The sequence below is a fragment of the Peribacillus sp. S4 genome (assembly GCF_046715815.1).
Classification (GTDB): domain Bacteria; phylum Bacillota; class Bacilli; order Bacillales; family DSM-1321; genus Peribacillus; species Peribacillus frigoritolerans.
This window is the reverse complement of the sequence record NZ_CP175708.1, coordinates 5,104,351-5,126,936: the sequence shown is the minus strand read 5'-3', so window position 1 is coordinate 5,126,936 and position 22,586 is coordinate 5,104,351. Positions and strand designations below refer to the sequence as shown.

Sequence of the window (22,586 nt, the reverse complement as noted above, 5' to 3'; positions counted from 1 at the left end):
TGGACGGACGTTATGCCTCCCTCCACTTCAAGCTGACGATGATATGGCAATTTTCTTCTCCTGCTTTAGGATAGAAATCAAAACGGATCCCATCGGGGTTATACGTGATATCAGGTTCGTTCTTAATTCCTATCTTTCGGATCATATCGATCACGACATTTTTTTGCGATGCTTGGGCAGCAGTCATCAACCGGTTCGAGAAAGGCTTGGATGTGGCTATGGTATCCATGACCTTTTTTACATCAAGCATCAATGATTGCGAGGTATTTGCCGATTTGACTAGCAGATCTGGATTGGTTGCCAAGTAGGGACGCAATGTCCGATTCCTGGCGTGAGGCGGAAATAGGATGGGATCATATAAAAAATAAGGGAAATCCTCCAAAAGGTTTCCTTCCTTTCATTAAGGTCTGTCTATAGACACGTTTTCGTTATACGTTAAAATATGTATAAAGGCCAGCCGATATGATAGCGGTTTGTGAATGACCTTTTTCTGCAAAAAAACTTCTTGAAAATTATGATCAAAGACACACTATTATTTGTAAACTGCTTCATTGACAGGTATAGTGTATAGTAATATACTTACTTACCTAAAGTAAGGAGAAGGCACACTATAAATTATAAAATAGGTGATGTTAACATGAAAATAACCCAGGAAACAAAAGACCTTTTAATAGATAAAATGAATATCATCCAAACCCCCGGTAAAGCTGATATATGCCTTGTGGGACCTGTGAACCTGCCGGTTGAACAAGGAGATTTCTCAACGGTTTTCCAATGGTATACATGGCTTCAGCTTGACGGTGCGGATAATGACAAGGATACGGTGCTTGATTCGCTTTCGGAAGCGAACCTCGCTTTTGGACAGCAATCCTCCGTATTGGTTTATGGTGATTTTGAAAAGTCGGAGGATGCACTTGTCCGGATGCATAGCATCTGCCACACAGGTGATATCTTCGGCAGTAAACGCTGTGATTGCGGCTACCAGCTCCACCAATCGATGAAGATGATAGCCGAGCATGGGTGCGGGGCCATTTTTTACCTTGCGGACCATGAAGGAAGAGGGATTGGCCTGTTTTCCAAATCTCTTGCCTATTTGCTACAGCAGGAAGGTTATGACACGGTCGAGGCGAATGAGGCTTTAGGATTCGAAGACGATACGCGATCTTACGAGGGAGCCATTCGCGTGTTGAGGGAACTTCGTAAGGATCCGGTTACTTTAATCACGAACAACCCCAAAAAGCTGGATGCCCTCATGAAGCATGGACTTGCGGCAAAGGACCATATTCCGCTATGGGGCGGTTTGACGGAAGATAATAGTTTCTATCTCGATACAAAGGTCAAGAAGTCTGGACATATACCCACAAAGAAGCCAACTTTGATTGTATAAAGGAGAGCTATAGAATGAATGATGATCAATATTACATGAAGCTGGCACTGGATTTGGCAGCCAGTGCTAAAGGAAAGACGAATCCCAATCCAGTGGTCGGGGCAGTCATAGTGAAAGACGGTGTGATAGCCGGGACAGGGATCCACCGTAAAGCGGGTGAACCGCATGCGGAAGTACATGCTTTTAAAATGGCGGGTGAGTATGCAGAAGGTGCAACGCTTTATGTGACTCTTGAGCCTTGTTCCCATTATGGAAAGACACCTCCTTGTGCAAATTTGGTGAAAGAATCAGGTGTCCGGCGAGTCGTGGTTGCGACTCAAGATCCGAATCCGGAAGTGGCCGGCAGAGGAATATCGATCATAAAGGATGCAGGCATTGAAGTTGAAGTCGGCGTCCTGGAAAAGGAAGCTCAAAGGCTGAATGAGCGTTTTATTCACAATATGCTGACGGATCGTCCATTTGTCATATCGAAGTATGCGATGACGCTCGATGGAAAACTTGCAACCCACACAGGCCATTCAAAGTGGATAACAGGGGAAGAGTCACGTCATTCCGTTCATTTGCTCCGTGATGAGGTGGATGCCATCCTAGTTGGTATCGGGACTGTGTTGGCCGATGATCCATCACTGACGACCAGACTTCCGGAGGGCGGAGGGAAAAATCCGATCCGGATCATTTTAGACAGTGAATTACGGGTTCCATTGGATGCCAAAGTTGTAGAGGTATCAGATGCGAAGACCTTGATCGTAACGCAGGAAAATGCACCTGCGGATAAAATGGACCTTTTACGTGAAAAAGGGATCGAATTCATTTTCGTCCCCAAAAACGAGACGGGACTGAATCTAACGGCATTAATGGAAGAGCTGTATAAAAAGGGGATTACGGATGTCTTGCTGGAAGGCGGAAGCGAAGTGAATGCCTCATTCCTCAGGGAAGGGCTCATCGATAAATACTTGATTTATATAGCCCCTAAACTATTGGGCGGCAGAAACTCACTGACACCGTATACTGGCATGAATGTGGATACGATGGATGAAGCGATGGATGTTTCCTTTTCTGGCGTGGAAACGTTTGGTGAGGACATACGCATCACGGCTTATCCTAAATAAAAATAGACAACAGGTGAAGAGGCATGATGGTTAAATCAGATGTATGCATAGTCGGTTCAGGTCCTGGAGGTGCCCTGCTGGCTTACCTATTGGCCAAGCAGGACATTTCAGTCGTCTTGCTTGAAAGGCATTCTGAAGTTTCAAGGGAGTTCAGGGGCGAGTTCTTGAACGATGAAGGAGAGGGCATTCTTAAAAAGCACGGTTTATTCAATAGTGTGGAAAAACTTGGCTTGCTTAGGATGGAACAAATTGAATATTGGCATGACGGCCAAATATTCAAAAGCATTATCCCGGAATGGCCTGTCGATCATGTTGGGATCCATGTCCCTCAAAACCATCTGCTTAAAGCCATATTGAATGAAGCCGAAAAGCTGGACTCCTTTCAATTGATGATGAATACGAGGGTTACCGACTTGATGCAGAATGAAATGGGCCGTTTTACGGGTGTCAAGGCCCGTAATGACGGAAATGACCTTGAAGTGCAAAGTCCATTGATAATCGGAGCGGACGGCAGGTTTTCCATCGTTCGAAAAAAAGCGGGAATACCAGTCGAGATTAAAGGTCATGGCTATGATTTACTGTGGGCAAAAATTCCTGCTCCGGAGGGGTGGAAGCCTTCGATCAAGATGGCATTGGTCAATGGCTCCCAGGTTGCCCTCTTCACCCAGGCCGGAGGTTTCATCCAAATTGGATGGAATATAGAGCATGGTTCATTTCCCTATTTGCGAAAACAGCATTTTGAACCATTCATTGAAGATTTGCTTCTTGCCTTTCCTGAATTAAAAAAGGTTGTATGTGAAAATATCCGCTCTTGGCAGGACTTCATTTTATTGGATGTTTACAGCAGCTATTGTGAGACGTGGACAAAGGATGGCGTAGCTTTATTAGGTGATGCAGCCCATACGATGACGCCTACGGGTGCGTTCGGACTCAATTGTGCCATGAAGGATGCCGATATATTGGCCGAGCTTATTTCTGGATGCATCCTGCAGGGGGATACTGGCTTCCTTGGACTTAAAATGGCTGAGCCAAAAAGAAAAGCCGAGATTGAAAGATTACAGGCCATTCAGGTGGACAAGGAGATGTCCTTCGCATCACAGTTTGCTGCCGCTTATGTTTGAATAGGAGTGAAGGATATGAAATTCGGTTTTGATATTGACGATACCCTTATTAACTTGAGGGAGTTCGCGTTCCATCTTTATAATGAAAAGCTTAATACGAACATAGAGTTAACGAAATTCAGGGCTTTAAAGACGTTGGAGATCCATGAAGCTTTCGGGCTTGATAAAGAGGCTGGGGGCAAGATGTGGAACAGCCTGGCCGATGAAGTGTATTATTCATCCTGTCCAGCCTTCGAGGGCGCAGTGGAAACGCTGCAGGAGCTTGAACGCGATGGCCACGAAATCTATTACATCACCGCCAGAAAAGCGGAGCATGGTGAACGGACGAAAAAATGGCTGATCGAAAACGGCTTTCCGGTTAAGGATGACCATTTTTACTGCGGGATGAAGGATCATGAAAAAATTGATACGATCCGCAAATTGGAATTGGATTATTATTTTGATGATAAACCGGCAGTGCTGGAAACGTTATTGGATATTCCAACGAAAGTGTATGCAATGGATAACTCCTATAACAGGGAATTGGATATTCCGAGACTGACAAGCTGGTTTGAATTAAAAGAAATCCTCTCCAAATAATACATTTACATTATTGAAGGATGACTTGATAGACTTGAGTCATCCTTTTTTTGTATACTAATATGAATAACGGTTCATTTTTTTTGCTAAAAAAACAAGAGAGTCGGGGGTAATGGGATGGAGAGAAATATTGAAAATTCATTGATAGGCACGCTTGGGATTGAAATGAAAGAAGTGGGCGAGGGGAAAGTCATTGCGACGATGCCTGTGGATGAACGCACTAGGCAGCCGTATGGTTTATTGCATGGGGGAGCGTCCGTTGCGCTTGCGGAATCCGTTGCAAGCTTTGGAGGGATGATGCTGGTAGATAGTACAAAACAAGCTGTCGTCGGCCTTGAAATCAATGCCAATCATGTTAGGGGCGTCCGTTCAGGTGTTGTTACCGCAGAGGGGAACATCATCCATCGCGGGAAGACGACGATGGTGTGGGACGTGAAAATCCGTGATGAAGAGGATCATCTTATCTGCATTTCACGCTGTACATTGGCCGTTATCGACTTACCGAAGTCAAAGTAAATCAAAAGAACAATCGCAATTTGGCGCAATGATTCTATCCGGTTTACGTATAAGATGGCAGTAGACTATTGTATGAAAAGAGGTTTTTCTATGCTGGTGGGTCATATACAAGAAATCACCCGTCATCCTGTAAAATCATTCACTGGTGAACAGGTACAGAAAACGAAGGTGATGGACTATGGACTTTATGGAGATCGCAGCCATGCCTTTAAAGAAAAAAATGGGAAGTTCCTGACGATAACTCAAGTCCCGGAAATGGTCCGATATCAAGCTGCTTTTTCTGGTGAGGAAGCACTTGACCAATATCCGGAAATCCAAGTGAAGACCCCTTCTGGAAACGTTTTGACATGGGGAGAGCAAGCCTTTCAGGAGGAAATGGAAAGGTTGTTGAAACAGGAGGCAGCACCAGTTGTTTATCATCCTTCCCATATTCCGTTAGGTGCGATTGAAGAAGAAAACATCCTGCTTGTCAGTGATGCCTCGATTGGCGAATTGACAAAGCTTTGGGGAAAAGAACTGGATGGCAGGAGATTCAGGCAAAATTTAGTGCTATCTCTAGTGAACAAAACGCCCTTTTTAGAAGAGCAATGGTTCGGAAAAAGGATTCTTATTGGAAATGAAGTGGAATTGGAGATCAAAAGGCATTGTGAGCGCTGTATGATCATAACTGTCGATCCGAGCGATTCACATAGAGATCCATCACTGCTTAAAACTGTCGTCAAGGAAAGGGAAAATCATTTTGGCGTATATGCCTCGGTCATGCAAACAGGTGAAATCAGAGTGGGCGATGAGGTATTTTTAAAAGATTGAAACAGAAAAGAGCTGCTCCTGTAATCAGGGCAGCTCTTTTTCAATAGCAGGGATCACCGGGTTTTCTTTAAATCATCCTGGACACTCCGATCCCACATTTTTACACCCGTATGATAAGCCGAGCGCATGATTAAATGTCCGGCAACAGGACTGGTCATGAAGATGAAGATGATTGCGAGCACGACCCGGAAATCGAAATGGCTATGTTTATAATAAAAATATAACAAGGTGCCGATCAGGATGAACATGATTCCAAGTGTCGAGCTTTTTGAGGCAGCGTGATTTCTTGTATAGACGTCGGGCAGCCGGATGATGCCGAAAGCCGAGACTAAAAAGAGAAAGACTCCCATTAATAGGAATAGGGCCGATAGGGTTTCAACGATTGCGGTCATCTTCGATTATCTCCCCTTTCTCAAGGAATTTGGCGAAAGCGACCGTTCCGATGAAAGATAGGATTCCGAGCAGAAGAATGGCTTCCAGATATGCGCTTGTATCCATGACGATGGAGGCAAGTGCAACGATTGCAATAAGATTGATTCCCATTGCATCGAGTGCGATGACCCGATCCGGTACGGAAGGCCCTTTGATTAAACGGTATAAGAATCCAATCATGGAAAGCGAAACACCGAGCAACGCGATTTTAAGCATTAGATCGAACATTATTTGCCCACCTCCATAATCGCTTTTTCAAATGTATTTTTAATGCTGTCCACAGCCTCTTCCTTGTCGGCAATATCCATCGCGTGGATATAAAGAATCCGATTATCTTCCGATACTTCAACGACAAGTGTTCCTGGTGTAAGTGTAATTAAATTCGATAGTATCGTAATTTCCCAATCCTTGGTCAGCACGGTTTCAAATGCGAATATGCCAGGCTTCATATCCAGGCTCGGTTTAAGCACGGCCTTAAGGACGCTAATGTTGGAAAGTATGAGTTCCCTTGCGAATATGAGCAGCAATAGAACGACGGCATTCACCCTTTTCAAGTAAAAACGATCATTGAAAAAATGACGGAAGACGAACATGATGCCGAGCCCCAATATATATCCGATGATAAAAGTGCTCCCGTTAAACTCATTTTTTAAAAACATCCAGATAAACGCAAGGAACACATTCAGTAAAATTTGGAATGACATCAGGCACTACTCCTTTAAAACCGCTTTGTTATAGATTTCGGGATTCATTAATGAATCAACAGCTTGTGTAATGTATGGGTAAACCGATTCTGTCCCTATTCCGAATAAAATGGAAATGATGACGAGGAGGACTGCCGGAACCAGCATTTTATTGACCTTTCCATTAGTTAAGGCATAATCAGCTTTTGGAGTTCCCCAAAAGCCATTCATGAATATTTTCATGACGGAATAGAGGACCATCAAGCTTGAAATTAAGACAACGGCCATTCCCAAGTAGGCCCCTTTTTCTGCAGCTCCCTGAAGAATAAGGAGCTTGCCGGCAAAGCCGCTGAACGGCGGGATTCCCGCCAATGATATGGCCGCTATGAAGAAGGTCCATGCAACGGTCGGGTATTGCTTGATCAAGCCGCCCATGTCCCGTAAATCATCCGATCCGCTGATTTTGATCATGATGCCTACCAGCAGGAAGAGTGCAGCCTTGATCAGCATGTCATGAATGATATATAGAATGGAACCCGATAAGGCCTGTTCATTCATGACGGAGATGCCGAATAGAATAACCCCGACGGCGATGATGATATTGTAAATGATGATTTTTTTTACATCCCAATAAGCTATCGCACCAATGACACCGATGATGATGGTCAAGATTGCAAGTATCGCCAGGAATGTATGGGTGAAATCCTGGTCATGATAAAACATCAGTGTATAGGTCCGGAAAATGGAATAGATCCCGACCTTTGTCAGCAATGCCCCGAATAGAGCCATCACTGGAATGGGCGGAGCATAATAAGAACCAGGCAGCCATTGGAAAAGCGGGAAAATGGCTCCCTTCAAACCGAAGACGATCAGAAAGCCAATCGCTATCACCGAGATGATTCCAGGCTGGTTGACTTCCGTTATCCTTTGACTGATGTCCGCCATGTTCAATGTTCCTACGACTGAATAAAGATAAGCCACCATGATGACGAAAAAGGAAGAGGATAGTACATTGACGATGATATACTTCAATGATTCCCTCAGCTGGATTTTCGTCCCTCCGAGTACAAGCAGCACGTAGGAAGCCATCAGCATGACTTCGAAGAATACGAATAGATTGAAAAGATCCCCCGTAAGGAAGGCACCGTTCACCCCGATCAGCAAAAATTGAAATACAGGATAGTAATAATGTCTTTCCCGTTCTTCCCCTATGGAGTAAAACGAGTAAAGCAGTATGGCCAATCCAATGATATTCGTGGTCAGTACGAGCAGCGAAGATAGCATATCTGCGACGATCACGATCCCGAATGGCGCATCCCAGCTGCCGACGCCTAAAGTCAAGATGCCTTGATTATGGACCGTAATCACTAGGTAAAAGGAAATTACAATTCCGATAAGAGAGGAAAAAAGCGATATCCCTCTTTGCAGCTTGATTTTTTTGGCAAAGAATATGAGAAGGATGCCTGTGAAAAGCGGCCATAAAACAGGCATGAAAGTAAGATTATTCATTCGTTTCCGTACCTCTCATTTCTTCCATGTCATCCGTACCGAGTTCCTGGTAGGTCCGATAAGCAAGTACCAGCAGAAATGATGTGACTCCGAAACTGATGACGATTGCCGTCAAGATAAGCGCTTGTGGAAGCGGATCGACATAGGATGCAGCTTCATCACTCAGCAATGGAACGGAACCGCCTTTCAAACCGCCCATCGTTAAAATCAAAAGGTGGGCGCCGTGACTGAGCAGCCCGGTACCGATTATGATTCTTAAAATGCTTTTGGAAAGCATTAAATAGGTCGCACACATAAATAGTATTCCAATGACAATGGCCATTAAAAGTTCCATTATTCACTCTCCCCTATCGTTTGAATAATGGTCATCGTTACACCAACAACCACAAGATAAACACCCAGATCAAAAAGTACCGCAGTATGAAGCGAGATGTGCCCAAGAAGCGGTAAATCAACATATTGATAAACATGTGTCATTAGGGGCACCCCGAACACCAGCCCGCCGGCCACGGTCAGGCTTGATATGAACAGGCCGGAACCGATCATTAACTTATAGTCAATCGGCAAAATGCCGGTGACGGTTTTAATGTCGAAAGCGAGCAACAGCAGGACTATGGCGGCTGAAGTCATTAAACCGCCGACAAACCCGCCGCCTGGCGAATAATGCCCGCCTAAAAAGATGGCTACCGCAAACAGCAAGATAACAAAGGCGGCGACTTTCGTAACCGTTTGGAGAATCAGGTCATTTTGCTTCATGATTTATCTTTCCCCCCTGTCAAACGCAATTTGATCATCGCGAATATTCCGAGCGCAGCGATGGAAAGGACAGTGATTTCAAACATCGTATCAAGTCCGCGGAAGTCAACGAGAATGACATTTACGACGTTTTTCCCGCCTGCCTCCTTATAAGCATTTTCAAGATAGTAACTGGATATGGAATCAAACAGTTTATTGCTATGTGCCGATAAGGCGATCAATGTGACGATGACTCCTACACCAATGGATATCATGGCATTATTCAACTTGAACGTCATCCGTTCTTCCTTTCTGCTTGCCATTAACGGGAGGTGGAAGAAACAGAGCAAAAACAGCGATACCGAAATCGTTTCGATGACTAGTTGAGTCAAGGCTAAATCCGGTGCCCGCAGCAAAACGAAAAATAGGGAAATCGTATAACCGACGGCTCCTAAGATGATAATGGAAGTTAAACGGGATCTTGCAAACAGAATGGCGACCGAGCCAATCACGATGATTCCAGCTAATACCAATTCATATATGCCGATCGGGGCAAAATTCCCTGTATCCAATTTAAATGCATCCTTCCAATAGAGCGTAAAGCCCAAGGAAAATATGAAGAAAAGGAAGATTGAAAGCAGATACGTCCGAATCGAACCTGTCATTAATACTTTCATGACGAAGGAAGCTGAACGTTCGAGCCCTCTTACCACGTTATCATACAAAGCATTCAGGGAGATGCGTTCAGGAATCCACTGAGTGACTTTCTGCCACTTCGGAAGCGTTTTGTATAATAGAATTCCAAATGCTATGATGCCGATGGTCATCCATACTTCAGGTTCGAATCCATGCCAGAAGGCGATATGGACTTGGAAATCCGGTCCCGCCAAGCTCGGCTGTATGCCGGCTACAGCAGGTTTAATGATGGATGAAGACAGCAAGTTTGGAAAAATACCGAAAATGATGACCAACGAAGCAAGGATGATCGGGGATATTAGCATCCCGGCCGGTGCCTCGTGGGGCTTTCTTTCCAAAAGTTGTAACTGAAGTTTGCCAGTAAAGGGTTTGAGCACGACAATCATGCTATAAATAAAAGTGAATACACTGGCTACCCATGCAACCACAGGGAACAGGACCCCCCATGTCTCCATATTGAAGATATCCAATTGCAATACATTCACCATGCTGGCCAGGAACATTTCCTTGCTCAAAAAACCATTGAAGGGCGGAAGTCCAGCCATTGAAAAAGCACCTATCACAGCGACAGTGAAAGTGATCGGCATCAACTGCATCAATCCGCCAAGCTTTCTGATATCACGCGTACCGGTTTCATGATCAATGATGCCTGCAACCATGAATAGGCTCCCTTTAAAGGTCGCATGATTAATCAAGTGGAATACTGCTGCAACCGTGGCTGCCAAGTATATATTTTCCCCCAACGTTTCATAGTGGAGTGCCGCAGCTCCAAGCCCCAAAAGCGACATGATCAATCCGAGCTGACTGATGGTGGAAAAAGCAAGAATCCCCTTCAAATCAGTCTGCTTGATTGCAAAGAATGAGCCCCAGAACAGGGTGATCAATCCGGCGATCGAAACGAGCCAGAACCATAATCCTGATTCTGCAAAAACAGGGCTTAATCGGGCAACCAAATAAATGCCAGCCTTGACCATTGTGGCGGAATGAAGGTAAGCACTGACCGGAGTAGGGGCTTCCATCGCGTCAGGAAGCCAAATATGGAACGGGAACTGTGCGGATTTAGTGAACGCGCCAAGCAGCACAAGCAAAAGTGCAGGAACGAAGAGGGAGTGGTCCATAAGTTCCCCGCTTTGGGCAATCAATTCACGTATGCTGAATGTGTTCCCCATAATGGAAAGGAGAATGATGCCTCCAAGCATGCTTAAGCCTCCAAGCACAGTGATCAGCAGCGATTTCTGCGCCCCGTAACGTGAACGCTCCCTCTCATTCCAATATCCTATCAATAGAAAAGATGATAAACTCGTGAATTCCCAAAACGAATAAAGGACTATTAGATTATCGGAAAGGACGACACCAAGCATCGCCCCCATGAAAAGCAAAAGGAAGACGTAAAATTGGTTAAGCTTTTCTTTCTCCTTCGATAAATAGAAAATTGAATAAAGAACGACGAGTGAACCAATACCTGTAATGAGCAAGGCAAACAAAAGCCCTAGTCCATCGACATAGAAATCAACATCTATTCCGAGAGAAGGAATCCATGTTGCGCTTTCCATAACGATATCCCCTTGTTTGGTCAAGGAAATGAACCTTGAAAAATAGGTGAAAAGGAGAATCGGTAAAATCAATACAAACCAACCTGTATGTATTTGTCGAAATAGTTTGTACAATATTGGTACAATAAGTGCTAATAGAAACGGTGATAATACCGCCCAATGAAGTAAAGACATAAACTCCCCCCTTTTTTAAAAAACGAAGTCAGTCGTCTTATTATGCTTTTTTCACGCAATCCTAGACGTTAGGAAATCTTCGTTGAATATGTATTTTTTTATCGAATGCTTGCCTCGCTTAAAAGTATAACGCAATTTATGAGGGTTTGCATGGCTTTAAAAACGGTGAAGGTCAACTAGAATGATGTTTTATATATAGGTAGAAAAGGAGGGGGAACCGTCCTGAAAAATATATTAAAAAAAGTTTTTCAACGGTGAATGAGCAGAGTATCCATTGTGAAATATTGGATTATCTTGCATGATATAGGATAAAAGACCATTGATAGAGAAATCATGTAAAACACTTATTTATTTAGCTATTTGCCAATCATCAATCCTGTTATTCAGCCTCTTCTTTGCCATTTATGGGGAAATGCAAATGCTCAAGTTATTTGGAAATTTGGGAATCTATCAAGGGATGCTGGAATTCTTTTCTGAAGCCGGCATCAAGCTGGCGCTGCTGATCGTATTGCTCCTTTTATTCTTCATGGTTTTTGCTGCATTGAAGCTGATCTCCGATACGATATTGGAGCTGTCTTTATTATTCTTTTCCAAGGATTCGGAGGGTAAAGCCCTGAACAGTGTAAGAAAGGGGTCTGTCATTTATGTGATTGGCGGTGCCTGTTCATTGTTCAGCGTTCAATTCATCTTCGGGCTTGGGTCGATCTTTATCGCGACGAATGTCGTGGCTAGTGGGATTGGTCTTCTTTCCGATCTTCGCTTGGACGGCATTGATTTAATAGTCGCTTATGCGGGATTGAAGCTTTATAACAGCGTCATTGCAAGTCTTCCCATATAGCGAAAAAGAAGGTGCCATTGCGGCACCTTCTTTTTTCACTCGGCAGTCTGGCTGATATCTTTCCAAATCAATAGATGGGGTGAATGTGAATAAATGGATTGTAGATTGGATGGCTTGTCCCTTCCAATCCAAACGCCTGTTGTATAGTTTGCTGTCAGACCGACAAACCACATGTCTTTGACATCATTGGTCGTACCGGTTTTACCGCCGACATAATCTGTAGGAAAGTAGGCTTTTCGGGCTGTCCCGGAAAGCGTTGTTTCATGGAGCAGCTGCCGCATCTTGGCTACGGTGCGTTTGTTCCATATCTCCTTGGAGCGGTCTTTCCATTTATAAAGGACTTTACCTTCTTGGTCGGTGACTTTTGTAATGGCTCGTGCTGGCTGATAGTTTCCGTCATGGAAAGAAGTATAAGCATTTGTGAGTTCAAGGGGACTCATGCCATATTCGAATCCGCCTATGGCCGAACACGTATGGTGGTCTTTTTTGCTGACTTTTCTAAAGCCAAAAGCATCCAGGTACTTGAAACTCGTTTCCACCCCCATCTTTTCAAAGAGTCTTATGGCGGGTGTGTTATACGACTGAGCAAAGGCAGTTCTTAGTGTGACCATCCCATAGCTGTCTCCGCTATAATTTTTTGGACAATAGCTATTGCTGCAATAGCTTGCTCCGCTAACGAGCTGATTAATGTCAGCATCCGTTTCTTCTAAATAGGGAGCATAATCAAGAAGCGGCTTAATCGCAGACCCTGGCTGCCAATAGCTTTGGTATGCCCGATTGAAAGAATTTTTTTTTTAATCTTTTCCCCCAATCAAAGAGACAAGCTCGTGCGTATGATGCTGTATAACCACTAAAGCTCCCTCGATATCATTGACACCGATTTTTGATTGTACAGCAGTCTTTGATTGTGTTTGCAGTTTAGTATCGAGTGCGGTATGGATGGTTACACCGGAATTCAAAAGCTTTTTGACCTTTTTATCCAACTCGGCTTCCGCGTTCTTACGTATAGTGACATCAGTGCTTTGCAGAGATTTGTCGAGACCCTCGGAGGATGCCACCAGGTTTTTCAATTCCTGATGAACATATGTCACGTAATCGGGATATAAGTCGACCGGGATGGACAAGTCTAATTTAATCGTACTTTTAATTAAGACGTTCATACGCGGCCTGTTCTAATGCACCATTGGCAACCATTTGTTCCAGCATTCTCTCCTGACGCTTTTTCGTCGCATCGAAATGTTCAAGGGGATTATAGTATTCCGGATTATTAGGGATTGCGGCAAGGAAGGAAAGTTCCGCCTTGGTTAACTCTCCAGTCGGTTTACTTTAAATAATATTGGGAAGCAGCTTCGATTCCATAAGCTCCATTACTGAAATAGATGGCATTCAAATATAGCTCCATGATTTCCGGTTTTGATTTTTTTCGCTCTATCTGATAGGCATAAATGAGTTCACTGAGTTTTCGGTTATATGTCCTATCATGTGATAGATAAACATTCCTGGCCAGTTGCTGGGTAATGGTACTGCCGCCTTGTTCGATTGTTTTATTTTGTGAATTGATAAGAAGCGCCCTGCTTATGCCGGATAGGTCGACTCCTGCATGATCATGAAATTTCTGGTCCTCTGTAACGATGAACGGATTTTCCAGGAAAAGGGGGATGTCTTCCGTTTCTCACCAGTGGAAATTTCACTGATGACCTTTCCATTTGCGGCCTTCATGTAACTATTCTGAGCCAGTTTCTTTCGATTCAACAGGAATTCGCTCGTCGAGTGATAGGGAGATTGCGCTAAGGACACTCCTGAGGGGAAAGGAAAATGAAAAGGATCAATACCGGAACTAAGAGGGAAATCGTGATATAGCCAGATACGTGCGCATAGTTCAACTTCCTAACTAATATATTTTTAGTATGTCCTTGGAATGACGGAATGAAAAAATGGTACTTTTGGTTCATTCATCCATCGTGAACCAAAAAAGGTAGACAATAAAGGGTTTTGGGTAAATTAGGTAATGACGGCAAGCGCGGTATTCGAATGGCAAAGAAATAACTTTCTAAATCTTCTGTTATAATAATCTCGTGAGAAAAAACCATGTTTGTTTATATGTTGATGTCAGGAATATGAAGGGGGTCATAAAAATGGAGGAACAACAGCAATATGTATTCATAGATTTTGAATTTACGATGCCGGAAGGAAAAGCCAATCCAACGGGGTTTTATCCGGAAATCATTGAGGTTGGTTTAGTCACCGTCATTAATGAGACCATTGAGGAACAATTCTCATCTTTTGTTAACCCATTGAAATTTCCAGTTTTAACGGGAAGATGCAAGAAGTTCTTGAACATTACCCAGGATCAGGTGGACCGGGGGATTTCATTTGAAGAGCTGGTTGCGTTATTGAAGAAAATAGATGAACAGCACCCGACGACGATTGTTACTTGGGGAAATATGGACATGAAGGTGCTTCGCCAGAATTGTCAGAAGGCAGGATTGGATTTCCCTTTTTCAGGGAAGGAAAATGATCTATGCCTGGAGTATAAACGCTTTTTCGGGGATCAAAATCAAACCGGACTTTGGAAAGCTGTACAGGCCTATGGCAAAGAGGGGACAGGCAAGCATCATAGGGCGCTGGATGATGCGATTACGACATATAATATCTTTAAGTTAGTGGAGAAAGATAAAAGTTATATGAAAAATCATGAACCGACGACAATTGGCGACCGCATTGATTTATCAAAGGTATTGAATCATTTAGCGTTATAAAAGCCAAATCATATACTACTGATTTGGCTTTTAAGCTTTATTTGAAATAATCCGCCGCTAGATCTTCAAGCAACTGTAAGCTTTTATCATTCCACTCTGTTTGGGCTTCGCTTAAAGTGCCTTTCATTTTATCAACAGCTTCTCTTAAGGATTCCTTATACTCCGGAATCTCCTCATCGAAAGTCCTTACCATATTCTTAGGTACATTGGTTTGTTCCCGGAATGCAAGAGCACGCCGCTGATGGAACATGGACACTTCCGTTTGCTTCGGGTTATGAAGATCTCCCTGCATGGGATGCTTCAAAACAGCCAACACTCTAACAAGATATGCAGCAGGTCTGATATCGGTGACTTCCCCGATGTATTTTCCAGTTTTATATATGGCGGTAACCTTATCGCCGATTTTAAAATCCTGTTCTGACATTTCCCTACCACCTTTCTTTTAACTTCCTTCATGATACATAAGAACAACGATTTTTCACAGCGAATTTGTTCAATTTCGTAAAGATGCTTTTTTTTTGAAAATCGTGTAAAGTGTACAAATGAAGATGAAAAATGGTGTTTCATGCCATTTTATTTTAAAAAGAAAGAGGTTATGTACAATGACAAACTTTCCGCAATTAACAAGTGAAGTTTTGGAAAATGAAAAAGCGGTCATCATGCAAACGACGATGGGCGATATTAAAATTAAACTATTCCCTGAACTGGCTCCAAAGACAGTGGAGAATTTCTTGACACATGCTGAAAACGGTTATTACGAAGGAATCATCTTCCACCGTGTCATCAAGGATTTCATGCTTCAAGGCGGAGATCCGACAGGGACTGGAATGGGTGGAGAAAGTATTTGGGGAGCTCCATTTGAGGACGAGTTTTCCATGCAATTATTCAATTTGCGCGGAGCTCTTTCCATGGCTAATGCAGGCCCGGGAACAAACGGCAGCCAATTCTTCGTCGTACAAGCCCAGCATGTGGACAGCAGGATGGGTGAGCAAATGAAGCAAGCCGGTTATCCGGAAGAAATCATCAGTGCTTATATGGAACAAGGAGGCACACCTTGGCTGGATCATAAACACTCTGTTTTTGGACAAGTGGTCGAAGGCATGGACGTTGTTGATACGATTGCTAACGTAGAGACAGTTGCGGGAGACAAGCCAGCAGTTGACGTTGTCATTAAAGGGATCACCATTCTATAAATAAAGGCTGTTTTCACATACTTTGTTGCTATTTACAAGGTAGTGAGTTGTGGTTGATTTCCCCTCCAGATGCTCGCTTTCCGCGGGGCGGGCGGTGAGCCTCCTCGGCGTAAACGCCTGTGGGGTCTCACCTATCCCGCTGCTCCCGCAGGAGTCTCGCACTTCCGCTCCAATCAACCTTAAATAGTTTCGTTTTAAAAACAACAATCTTTACGAAAAGAGTCTAAATAAAAGATAAGCGAGGGGCTCAGTGCCTCTCGTTTTTTATGTTTTAGTGGATTGGGCCCACTAGTGGATTGTTCTGGTAATTGATATAATGAGAGAATGCAGTTTAATTCCCTATCAGGAAGGATGTAACGGATGGACTTTCTCAATCATGCTTTACTAGGTTTGTTTCTTTACTTTCCGGAAGACAAGACTGAATATATCTCGGCTGGTATAACTTGCTTCATTTTTTTAGTGGCGGCCGTTTTTACGATGAGGGCAATTATAAGATATTCAAAGAAGGAAGAATTGAAAACGAAGCAATTCGAAGATGAGGTCACCAGAAGGAACCAGCGTATAAAGGATGATACCATTTCCTGATCCCGGAAGATGCCTGCATCTCGAGCCCCTTTTTTTTGATATTGATTATCTCAATATGAATGGTATTATGTTTTGTTAGAAGGTCGTAAAGAATTAAATGTTCCTTTCTCAGCATAAGCATTTTATACTATAAGCATAGAGATAGAAATTTTGGGGGCGTAATTGGTTATGCAAATCGTAGCTAAAAGAATGATTGCGGCAGATACGGTCAAGGATTTTTTCATTCAGCACTGGGAGACGACTCAAGTTGTTTTTTCAAGAGGCTTGTTTCATTATGCGGAACTTGAGGGTGTTGGGGTGATGGACGAGAATGGGAAAATCACGGGGTTGGGAACATACAAATTATCCGACCATGTATGTCAGATCATCTCTTTGAACAGTGAGCATGAGAATCAAGGTGTGGGCTCATCATTGCTTTATGTGATGGAAAATATTGCTAAGGAAAAAAATTGCCATACTATTAAAGCGATTACAACGAACGATAATCTACAGGCGTTGAAGTTTTTTCAAAAGCGTGGTTATGTCATTTCGGAAATCGTTAAAAATGCCGTGGAAGAATCACGGAAAATCAAGCCGGAAATACCATTCTACAGTTTTGATGGAATTCCGATCCGAGACGAGATCATACTGGAGAAATGCTTATAATAAGGTGAAATTCACCTGGATATTGATAGGGGGAATGGGTATGTTTAAGAAAATGGCGGCTGATGCCCTTGGTCTTAGTGATATTGGAAGTGTGATTAGTCCTGCAGATTATGACAAGGTGGATGCAGATGATTATATCATGCATGAAGATGGGGAAAAAATTTATTTCCTGATTAAATCGAAAACCGATGAGTACTGTTTCACGAATCAAGCGTTCATACATTTGGACGGCACAAGTGCGATCAGCAAAAAGCGAACACTTACGAGATATAGCTACAGCCAGTATACGATTTCCAACGCCACGCTTGAAACCGCAGGGACAGTGGATTTGGATGCAGAAATTAAATTTTCGATCGGTGCAAAGACTTTCTCCATTGATGTCCATAAGAAATTCATTGAAGAATTAAAGGACTTGTTCAAATCACTCGTGAAAATATCGGAAATTAGCCATGAGAATGAGTTTGCCCTTCAATATGCCCAGCAAAGCGTAAACCTTGCTTCTTCCACTTTGAACCAGGTTCGAACTGATGGAAGCCAAATGGCAGCAAGTTTCAAGGAAATTAATTCGGCCGCTTTCGAATGGTTGATGGACAGCCGGAAAAAGTACCATGTGAAAGATTTTGGCTTTGTTTTTGAGAAATATATCAATAATTAAAAAAGAAGGCGAACACAGAACGATGTGTCCGCCTTCTTTTTTAATTATTCAAATCACTCAATCCCGGGCTATGCTCATTTGGCATATCCGGCATTTCAGGGACCGGGAATCCTTTTGGCGGCTCGGTAACAGCAAGGTTTCCGCCATTTCGGCTAGGTGTCTCCCCTTGGAAAATCTGGCTGATCCGTGTTTGGTCCATCCTGAAATTGAATTGGGCATTATGGTAGCCTAAATCCACATATTTGCGGCATTCAGGATATTTGTTCAAATCATAATTAGGCACAGGGAAGATTTTTCCCCAGTCGACCCCAAGCGTTTCCAATGCCTTGGCAAATGCATTTTGGTGGGCATTGTCGCGAACCATTAAAAATGCCAGTGTTTCGCGCATTGTTTTATTGGAACTCATTTCATAAATCCTGGACTTTTGCAGAACTCCCGTAGATTCAAGCATGACATTATTCAATAGGTTGGCCACAAGATTACCGTGATCATAAACCCATGATCCGTTCCATGGATTGCCGCCAGCATCGACGGGCAGGGATGCTTTCGCACCGATGATGAAATGGTGGGGGTTCGCGCCGCCTTTGATGACTTCATCCAATGGAGCGCCATCGGTACCGGAATCTCCAGGAATATCCCCGCCAGCATCATTCAGCAGCTGATTGATGGTAGATTGGACGAGTTCAACATGGCTCAGTTCCTCCAAGAAAACTCCACGAATTAAATCACGATATTGTTTAGCCTTGCCGCGGAAGTTGGCGCTTTGGAATGAATATTGCATCATTGTCCGCATTTCACCGAATTGCCCTCCAAGCGTTTCCTGGAGCACTTTTGCAGCATTTGGATCAGGCTTATCGGGAACGATCATATTGATTAAGTCTTCCTTATAGAAATACAAATGGAAGCCCTCCTTAAATTAATATTTCTAAGTTAGCTTCTGTTATCTGAATTAATTTATTCCTAAGGTAAAAAGTACCTTTATGGAATGACGGGAAGAGAGAAATACTAGAGGGAAGAACGATTTTGAAAGGATGTTGCACATGCTATCCAATCAGCAGCTAAAAGAATTTCAACAGCAATTGCAGCAAACGAAGCAAGAGTTGGAAGAGCGATTAAATGATTCAGGCAACTACGATTTAAGAAGAAGCATGGAGGATTCGACTGGTGAGTTATCGAGTTACGATAATCATCCCGGAGATGAAGGAACCGAGTTATATGAACGGGAAAAGGATTTAGCCCTTTCCGAGCATGATCGGGATGAAATAAGGGATATTGAACGAGCGCTTTCTGCCATTGAGGCAGGTGGGTATGGAAAATGCGAGGTTTGTTCAAAGGAAATACCTCTTGAACGTTTGAAAGCGATCCCTACTACGACTTATTGCGTTGAGCATACCCCCTCACAGGAAACTTCGGACAATCGGCCGGTGGAAGAGGAAGTGCTCGGACCCCCATTTGGGAGGTTTGATTATGATGACCGGCATGAATCGGTTGCGTACGATGCGGAAGATTCTTGGCAGGATGTTGCCAGTTATGGAACATCTGAATCGCCTTCCGATTTCGTAAATCCGCCAAACGATTACGAAGATATGTATGTCGAGTCCGAAGAAAATGTCGGCTATGTCGAAAATTATGAAAATTTCGTTGGTGTGGATATATACGGTAAAGAGGTAACGGTTTATCCGAACTCCCAATATGAAGAATTGAAGGAAGAACTTTTTGAAGAAAATATTCAAACCCCGTTTGGGGATTTGCCCCGATATGAGCATGATCCATATGTGGATGAAGAAAAAGATTGAAAAAGAAGAACCAGGACTAAGCCTGGTTCTTTTTTTAAGTAAAAGCCAATTTCAACCGGTTTAGCCCATCCATCATGACGCTGCGTGAACAACCGAGATTCATTCGTACGAAACCTTCTCCGCCAGGTCCGTATTTAGAACCAGGCTCCAATGCAAGCTTCCCTTGATGGATCAGTCGATCCTTTATTTCCTTGTCGGTCAATCCAAGGTCACGGCAGTCAATCCATAAAAGGTAAGAGGCTTCCGGATGCATGACATGCAGTGAAGGAATTTCGGCTGCAATGAATTCCTCTGCCACTTTTATATTCTCCTCAATGTAGCCAATCATGTCTTCAAGCCATTCCAAGCCCTCCCGATACGCGGCTTCCATTGCTGTTAAGGCAAAGATGTTAAGGCCATGGAAGGCTAGTTTCGTTTGCGCCATTTGCAGTTTCTTCTGCAATCTTTCATTACTGGTGATCAGGAATGAAGCCTGAAGGCCGGCAATATTGAATGTTTTGCTTGGCGCCATCAATGTAACGGTCCTATCCGCTAATTTTCGTGAAAGGGAGCCGATCGGATAATGCTTGGATGTTGTATGGAATAAGTCAGCATGTATCTCATCACTGACGATGACTACATCATATTTTTCACATAGCTCCCCGATCCGCAGGAGTTCATCCTTTGTCCAAACGCGTCCGCCAGGGTTATGGGGACTGCAAAAAAGGAATAGTTTCACTCCGCTTTTCAGCTTGTCCTCTAAATCGTTGAAATCAATCTCGAAGCGGTCCTTTTCTATGATAAGGGGACTGTTGACCACTTCCCGGTCATTATTTTTGATCATATCAAAAAATGGGGTATAGACGGGAGATTGTAACAGTATTTTATCGCCCGGGTTCGTGAATGCCTGGATCGTTGTACCGATTGCGGAAACGACGCCGGAGCTGAATGAAATCCACTTCTTATCGATTTGCCAGGAGTGCCGGTCTTTAAGCCAGCTTTGAATTTCAGTGAAAACCGTTTCAGAAGGGACGGTATAGCCGAAAATTGGATGATTCAAGCGTTCCATCAATGCCTTTTGAATGCCCTCAGGAGATGGGAAGTCCATATCGGCAACCCACATTGGCAGAACATCCTCGCGCCCATATAAGGATGTGAGGGAGTTTTTATCCCATTTTGCTGACCCTGAATTTTCCCTGTTGATTTGTTCTTCAAATATTGATTTATTCAAAATATCCACCACCGAATAAAAATTTGTCGTCTTCGCGAAAAGCCTGTTGTTATGATACTATGATATCATGTTCTTTGAAAATATTGAGCAGGTGATAAATTAGATGGATACACAGCAAATGAATTTAGCGTTGGTTGCCGTTTTACAAGAATGGGACCCTTTCAAGATAGGTTGGGATCTATATGAGCCGGAAATTGCAGATACGGTCGTAGCGATCCGGGATATAGATGATCCGAAGGAACTGGCGGAAAAAATAAAATCCATTTACGAGTTCGCATTCGATGTATCCATTCAGATGGAAAAGTGCCTGGACGTTGCACGAAAGCTGCTCATCATAAAAAATGATGCCAGCTGTTCGATATAAAGGTGAAAAAGGTGTACCCGGAAATCAGGGGCACCTTTTTTACGTTGTTTTTTTTGCTCTATACCCATAGTTTGTTCAGTTAACTGATGGTTTGTGCAGTATACTCGTGAATTTCAGTGATTTACCCGTGAGATTCGGCGATTTATTGGTGAATTGTGCTTTTAGTCGTGAGTTTGTGCAGTATACTCGTGAGTTTTGGCTATTTACTAGTGAATTTCGCCCATTTACTCGTGAGATTCGGCGATTTACTCGTGAATTTCGCCCATTTACTCGTGAGTTTCGCGCATTTACTCGTGAATTTCGCGCATTTACTCGTGAGTTTCGCCCATTTACTCGTGAGATTCGGCGATTTACTCGTGAATTTACATTGGGGTGGCTACTCCAATAAACCCCTTAATTAGTTGATACACTTCTTCAGGTTTCTCCTCTGGAAGAAGGTGACCGGAATCCTCAATGACAACAAGCTCGGAATTAGGCAGGTCTTCATGGAGCCTTTCGCCGATACTCAATGGCACCACTCGATCATGTCTTCCCCAAATAAGCAGGCATGGTGTATGTATATCACTAAGGTCCTCCTTCAGCAAATCGATTTCCTTATCTCGAAGCATCCTTCCCAATGCCCGGAAAATATCATGCTTCTTTATGAATGGCCCTAGATATCCCTGCCGCATTTCATCGTCAATCATCGCCGGGTCATGGACGACATTTTTCAAGTTCTTTTCGATACCTGATTTTTGCAGATACCGTTTTATCCCGTAAGAAAAGAAAGGCAGGTAACTGACCATCTTCATTTTTTCCGAATAGCCGGGCTGATAGCCTGAGCCTGCAAGTAGAATGGCATGGTCGACAAGATCAGGATATGACTTGATGAGCTGCAGGGAAATCTGCCCGCCCATGGAATGGCCGATGATACTGAATTTCCTGATTCCTTTTCCCTCCAGGAACATAACGACGGATTTAGCGATGTTTCGGAATGAATATGTATATCGATAATCTTTTCCGCTTTGCCCGAATGGCGGGAGGTCTATGGAGATCACATTGTATTCCTTGATTAAATGGGGGACTAATTTACGGAAACTGAAGCTCGATGACAAAAATCCGTGAAGCAGGACAAGGGTGGGGAGAGAATCATCGATTTTGTCATATTCAAAATAGATTTCGATATTCCCTACCCGTTCGAGACCTTTGATTGTATGACTTTCCATATAAACTCCTCCTCCGTTATTGTTCCATGATA

General features: G+C 43.4%; 30 protein-coding genes and 1 pseudogene. 15 read left to right on the top strand and 16 right to left on the bottom strand.

Annotated elements, in window-relative coordinates; all coding sequences use genetic code 11:
• Positions 1 to 10 precede the first annotated feature (10 nt).
• Entirely contained in the window at positions 11 to 382 is a 372-nt protein-coding gene (locus tag ACJ9PY_RS24645; protein ID WP_214806988.1) for a hypothetical protein, read from the bottom strand.
• A 255-nt stretch (positions 383 to 637) separates the two neighbouring features.
• Here ACJ9PY_RS24645 and ACJ9PY_RS24640 point away from each other — a divergent pair, with 255 nt between their 5' ends.
• From ACJ9PY_RS24640 to ACJ9PY_RS24615, 6 genes are all read left to right on the top strand, one after another.
• The gene (locus ACJ9PY_RS24640) at positions 638 to 1,387 is read left to right on the top strand and encodes a GTP cyclohydrolase II (protein WP_057278041.1); all 750 of its coding nucleotides are present in this window, start codon (positions 638 to 640) and stop codon (positions 1,385 to 1,387) included.
• 14 nt (positions 1,388 to 1,401) lie between these two features.
• Positions 1,402 to 2,496, top strand: a complete 1,095-nt coding sequence (gene ribD, locus ACJ9PY_RS24635) for a bifunctional diaminohydroxyphosphoribosylaminopyrimidine deaminase/5-amino-6-(5-phosphoribosylamino)uracil reductase RibD (RefSeq protein WP_098864796.1) — start codon at positions 1,402 to 1,404, stop codon at positions 2,494 to 2,496.
• Positions 2,497 to 2,519: 23 nt separating this feature from the next.
• On the top strand, positions 2,520 to 3,617 hold the full coding sequence (locus ACJ9PY_RS24630) for an FAD-dependent monooxygenase (RefSeq protein ID WP_411739205.1): 1,098 nt from the start codon (positions 2,520 to 2,522) through the stop codon (positions 3,615 to 3,617).
• Between the two features lie 15 nt (positions 3,618 to 3,632).
• Positions 3,633 to 4,196 (top strand): 5' nucleotidase, NT5C type, encoded by a 564-nt coding sequence (locus ACJ9PY_RS24625; protein WP_034310235.1) that lies wholly within the window; start codon positions 3,633 to 3,635, stop codon positions 4,194 to 4,196.
• A gap of 117 nt (positions 4,197 to 4,313) precedes the next feature.
• Positions 4,314 to 4,712, top strand: a complete 399-nt coding sequence (locus ACJ9PY_RS24620) for a hotdog fold thioesterase (RefSeq protein WP_034310237.1) — start codon at positions 4,314 to 4,316, stop codon at positions 4,710 to 4,712.
• A gap of 90 nt (positions 4,713 to 4,802) precedes the next feature.
• A complete protein-coding gene (locus ACJ9PY_RS24615; protein ID WP_411739204.1) occupies positions 4,803 to 5,522 on the top strand; it encodes an MOSC domain-containing protein in 720 nt (239 codons plus the stop codon).
• A 53-nt stretch (positions 5,523 to 5,575) separates the two neighbouring features.
• Here the strand turns inward: ACJ9PY_RS24615 and mnhG are convergent, their stop codons facing one another.
• The 7 genes from mnhG to ACJ9PY_RS24580 are packed head-to-tail and all read right to left on the bottom strand — an operon-like array spanning position 5,576 to position 11,304.
• Positions 5,576 to 5,914 (bottom strand): monovalent cation/H(+) antiporter subunit G, encoded by a 339-nt coding sequence (gene mnhG, locus ACJ9PY_RS24610; RefSeq protein WP_057278037.1) that lies wholly within the window; start codon positions 5,912 to 5,914, stop codon positions 5,576 to 5,578.
• Complete coding sequence (locus ACJ9PY_RS24605) at positions 5,898 to 6,170, bottom strand: Na(+)/H(+) antiporter subunit F1 (protein ID WP_370023645.1); 273 nt, start codon at positions 6,168 to 6,170, stop codon at positions 5,898 to 5,900. Before ACJ9PY_RS24605 ends, mnhG begins: the two co-directional genes overlap by 17 nt.
• 11 nt (positions 6,171 to 6,181) lie before the next feature.
• Positions 6,182 to 6,658, bottom strand: a complete 477-nt coding sequence (locus ACJ9PY_RS24600) for a Na+/H+ antiporter subunit E (RefSeq protein ID WP_057278036.1) — start codon at positions 6,656 to 6,658, stop codon at positions 6,182 to 6,184.
• 6 nt (positions 6,659 to 6,664) lie between these two features.
• Entirely contained in the window at positions 6,665 to 8,146 is a 1,482-nt protein-coding gene (locus ACJ9PY_RS24595) for a Na+/H+ antiporter subunit D (RefSeq protein WP_057278035.1), read from the bottom strand.
• Positions 8,139 to 8,480, bottom strand: a complete 342-nt coding sequence (locus tag ACJ9PY_RS24590; protein ID WP_054398868.1) for a Na(+)/H(+) antiporter subunit C — start codon at positions 8,478 to 8,480, stop codon at positions 8,139 to 8,141. The genes ACJ9PY_RS24595 and ACJ9PY_RS24590 overlap by 8 nt, the downstream gene beginning before the upstream one ends.
• Entirely contained in the window at positions 8,480 to 8,902 is a 423-nt protein-coding gene (locus tag ACJ9PY_RS24585) for a Na(+)/H(+) antiporter subunit B (protein WP_034310256.1), read from the bottom strand. The genes ACJ9PY_RS24590 and ACJ9PY_RS24585 overlap by 1 nt, the downstream gene beginning before the upstream one ends.
• Entirely contained in the window at positions 8,899 to 11,304 is a 2,406-nt protein-coding gene (locus tag ACJ9PY_RS24580) for a Na+/H+ antiporter subunit A (RefSeq protein ID WP_411739203.1), read from the bottom strand. The genes ACJ9PY_RS24585 and ACJ9PY_RS24580 overlap by 4 nt, the downstream gene beginning before the upstream one ends.
• 418 nt (positions 11,305 to 11,722) lie before the next feature.
• Here ACJ9PY_RS24580 and ACJ9PY_RS24575 point away from each other — a divergent pair, with 418 nt between their 5' ends.
• Complete coding sequence (locus ACJ9PY_RS24575) at positions 11,723 to 12,142, top strand: DUF5366 family protein (protein WP_411739202.1); 420 nt, start codon at positions 11,723 to 11,725, stop codon at positions 12,140 to 12,142.
• A gap of 35 nt (positions 12,143 to 12,177) precedes the next feature.
• On the opposite strand, the pseudogene ACJ9PY_RS24570 reads toward ACJ9PY_RS24575, so the two are convergent.
• From ACJ9PY_RS24570 to ACJ9PY_RS24555, 4 genes and pseudogenes are all read right to left on the bottom strand, one after another.
• A pseudogene (locus ACJ9PY_RS24570) lies at positions 12,178 to 12,909 on the bottom strand (penicillin-binding transpeptidase domain-containing protein); the annotation flags it as partial.
• A gap of 27 nt (positions 12,910 to 12,936) precedes the next feature.
• The gene (locus tag ACJ9PY_RS24565) at positions 12,937 to 13,302 is read right to left on the bottom strand and encodes a hypothetical protein (RefSeq protein ID WP_411739201.1); all 366 of its coding nucleotides are present in this window, start codon (positions 13,300 to 13,302) and stop codon (positions 12,937 to 12,939) included.
• Positions 13,286 to 13,417, bottom strand: coding sequence for a hypothetical protein (locus ACJ9PY_RS24560; protein ID WP_411740330.1), 132 nt, complete (start codon positions 13,415 to 13,417; stop codon positions 13,286 to 13,288). The genes ACJ9PY_RS24565 and ACJ9PY_RS24560 overlap by 17 nt, the downstream gene beginning before the upstream one ends.
• 46 nt (positions 13,418 to 13,463) lie before the next feature.
• Positions 13,464 to 13,775 (bottom strand): transglycosylase domain-containing protein, encoded by a 312-nt coding sequence (locus tag ACJ9PY_RS24555; protein ID WP_255294629.1) that lies wholly within the window; start codon positions 13,773 to 13,775, stop codon positions 13,464 to 13,466.
• A gap of 502 nt (positions 13,776 to 14,277) precedes the next feature.
• Here ACJ9PY_RS24555 and kapD point away from each other — a divergent pair.
• On the top strand, positions 14,278 to 14,901 hold the full coding sequence (kapD, locus tag ACJ9PY_RS24550) for a 3'-5' exonuclease KapD (protein ID WP_034310264.1): 624 nt from the start codon (positions 14,278 to 14,280) through the stop codon (positions 14,899 to 14,901).
• A gap of 37 nt (positions 14,902 to 14,938) precedes the next feature.
• Here the strand turns inward: kapD and ACJ9PY_RS24545 are convergent, their stop codons facing one another.
• The gene (locus tag ACJ9PY_RS24545; RefSeq protein WP_057278031.1) at positions 14,939 to 15,325 is read right to left on the bottom strand and encodes a kinase-associated lipoprotein B; all 387 of its coding nucleotides are present in this window, start codon (positions 15,323 to 15,325) and stop codon (positions 14,939 to 14,941) included.
• A 178-nt stretch (positions 15,326 to 15,503) separates the two neighbouring features.
• Here ACJ9PY_RS24545 and ACJ9PY_RS24540 point away from each other — a divergent pair, with 178 nt between their 5' ends.
• From ACJ9PY_RS24540 to ACJ9PY_RS24525, 4 genes are all read left to right on the top strand, one after another.
• Positions 15,504 to 16,094 carry a peptidylprolyl isomerase gene (locus tag ACJ9PY_RS24540; RefSeq protein WP_034310270.1) on the top strand — a complete coding sequence of 197 codons (591 nt, stop codon included), beginning with the start codon at positions 15,504 to 15,506 and terminating at the stop codon, positions 16,092 to 16,094.
• Positions 16,095 to 16,454: 360 nt separating this feature from the next.
• Positions 16,455 to 16,679 (top strand): hypothetical protein, encoded by a 225-nt coding sequence (locus ACJ9PY_RS24535; protein ID WP_034310272.1) that lies wholly within the window; start codon positions 16,455 to 16,457, stop codon positions 16,677 to 16,679.
• 168 nt (positions 16,680 to 16,847) lie between these two features.
• Positions 16,848 to 17,324, top strand: coding sequence for a GNAT family N-acetyltransferase (locus ACJ9PY_RS24530; RefSeq protein WP_034310275.1), 477 nt, complete (start codon positions 16,848 to 16,850; stop codon positions 17,322 to 17,324).
• Positions 17,325 to 17,364: 40 nt separating this feature from the next.
• Positions 17,365 to 17,979 (top strand): PH domain-containing protein, encoded by a 615-nt coding sequence (locus ACJ9PY_RS24525; protein WP_034310278.1) that lies wholly within the window; start codon positions 17,365 to 17,367, stop codon positions 17,977 to 17,979.
• A 40-nt stretch (positions 17,980 to 18,019) separates the two neighbouring features.
• Here ACJ9PY_RS24525 and ACJ9PY_RS24520 read toward each other — a convergent pair whose 3' ends face one another.
• The gene (locus tag ACJ9PY_RS24520) at positions 18,020 to 18,877 is read right to left on the bottom strand and encodes a manganese catalase family protein (RefSeq protein WP_411739200.1); all 858 of its coding nucleotides are present in this window, start codon (positions 18,875 to 18,877) and stop codon (positions 18,020 to 18,022) included.
• A 142-nt stretch (positions 18,878 to 19,019) separates the two neighbouring features.
• Here ACJ9PY_RS24520 and ACJ9PY_RS24515 point away from each other — a divergent pair, with 142 nt between their 5' ends.
• Positions 19,020 to 19,775, top strand: coding sequence for a TraR/DksA C4-type zinc finger protein (locus ACJ9PY_RS24515; RefSeq protein WP_095679249.1), 756 nt, complete (start codon positions 19,020 to 19,022; stop codon positions 19,773 to 19,775).
• A 34-nt stretch (positions 19,776 to 19,809) separates the two neighbouring features.
• On the opposite strand, the gene ACJ9PY_RS24510 is transcribed toward ACJ9PY_RS24515, so the two are convergent.
• Positions 19,810 to 20,994: a MalY/PatB family protein gene (locus ACJ9PY_RS24510; RefSeq protein WP_411740329.1), complete on the bottom strand. Its 1,185-nt coding sequence runs from the start codon at positions 20,992 to 20,994 to the stop codon at positions 19,810 to 19,812.
• A 94-nt stretch (positions 20,995 to 21,088) separates the two neighbouring features.
• On the opposite strand from ACJ9PY_RS24510, the gene ACJ9PY_RS24505 reads away from it, so the two are divergent.
• Positions 21,089 to 21,349, top strand: coding sequence for a DUF1871 family protein (locus ACJ9PY_RS24505; protein WP_411739199.1), 261 nt, complete (start codon positions 21,089 to 21,091; stop codon positions 21,347 to 21,349).
• A 106-nt stretch (positions 21,350 to 21,455) separates the two neighbouring features.
• On the top strand, positions 21,456 to 21,737 hold the full coding sequence (locus ACJ9PY_RS24500) for a hypothetical protein (RefSeq protein WP_411739198.1): 282 nt from the start codon (positions 21,456 to 21,458) through the stop codon (positions 21,735 to 21,737).
• On the opposite strand, the gene ACJ9PY_RS24495 is transcribed toward ACJ9PY_RS24500, so the two are convergent.
• A complete protein-coding gene (locus tag ACJ9PY_RS24495; protein ID WP_411739197.1) occupies positions 21,712 to 22,554 on the bottom strand; it encodes an alpha/beta fold hydrolase in 843 nt (280 codons plus the stop codon). The two genes, ACJ9PY_RS24500 and ACJ9PY_RS24495, sit on opposite strands and share 26 nt — an antisense overlap.
• Between the last annotated feature and the right edge of the window lie 32 nt (positions 22,555 to 22,586).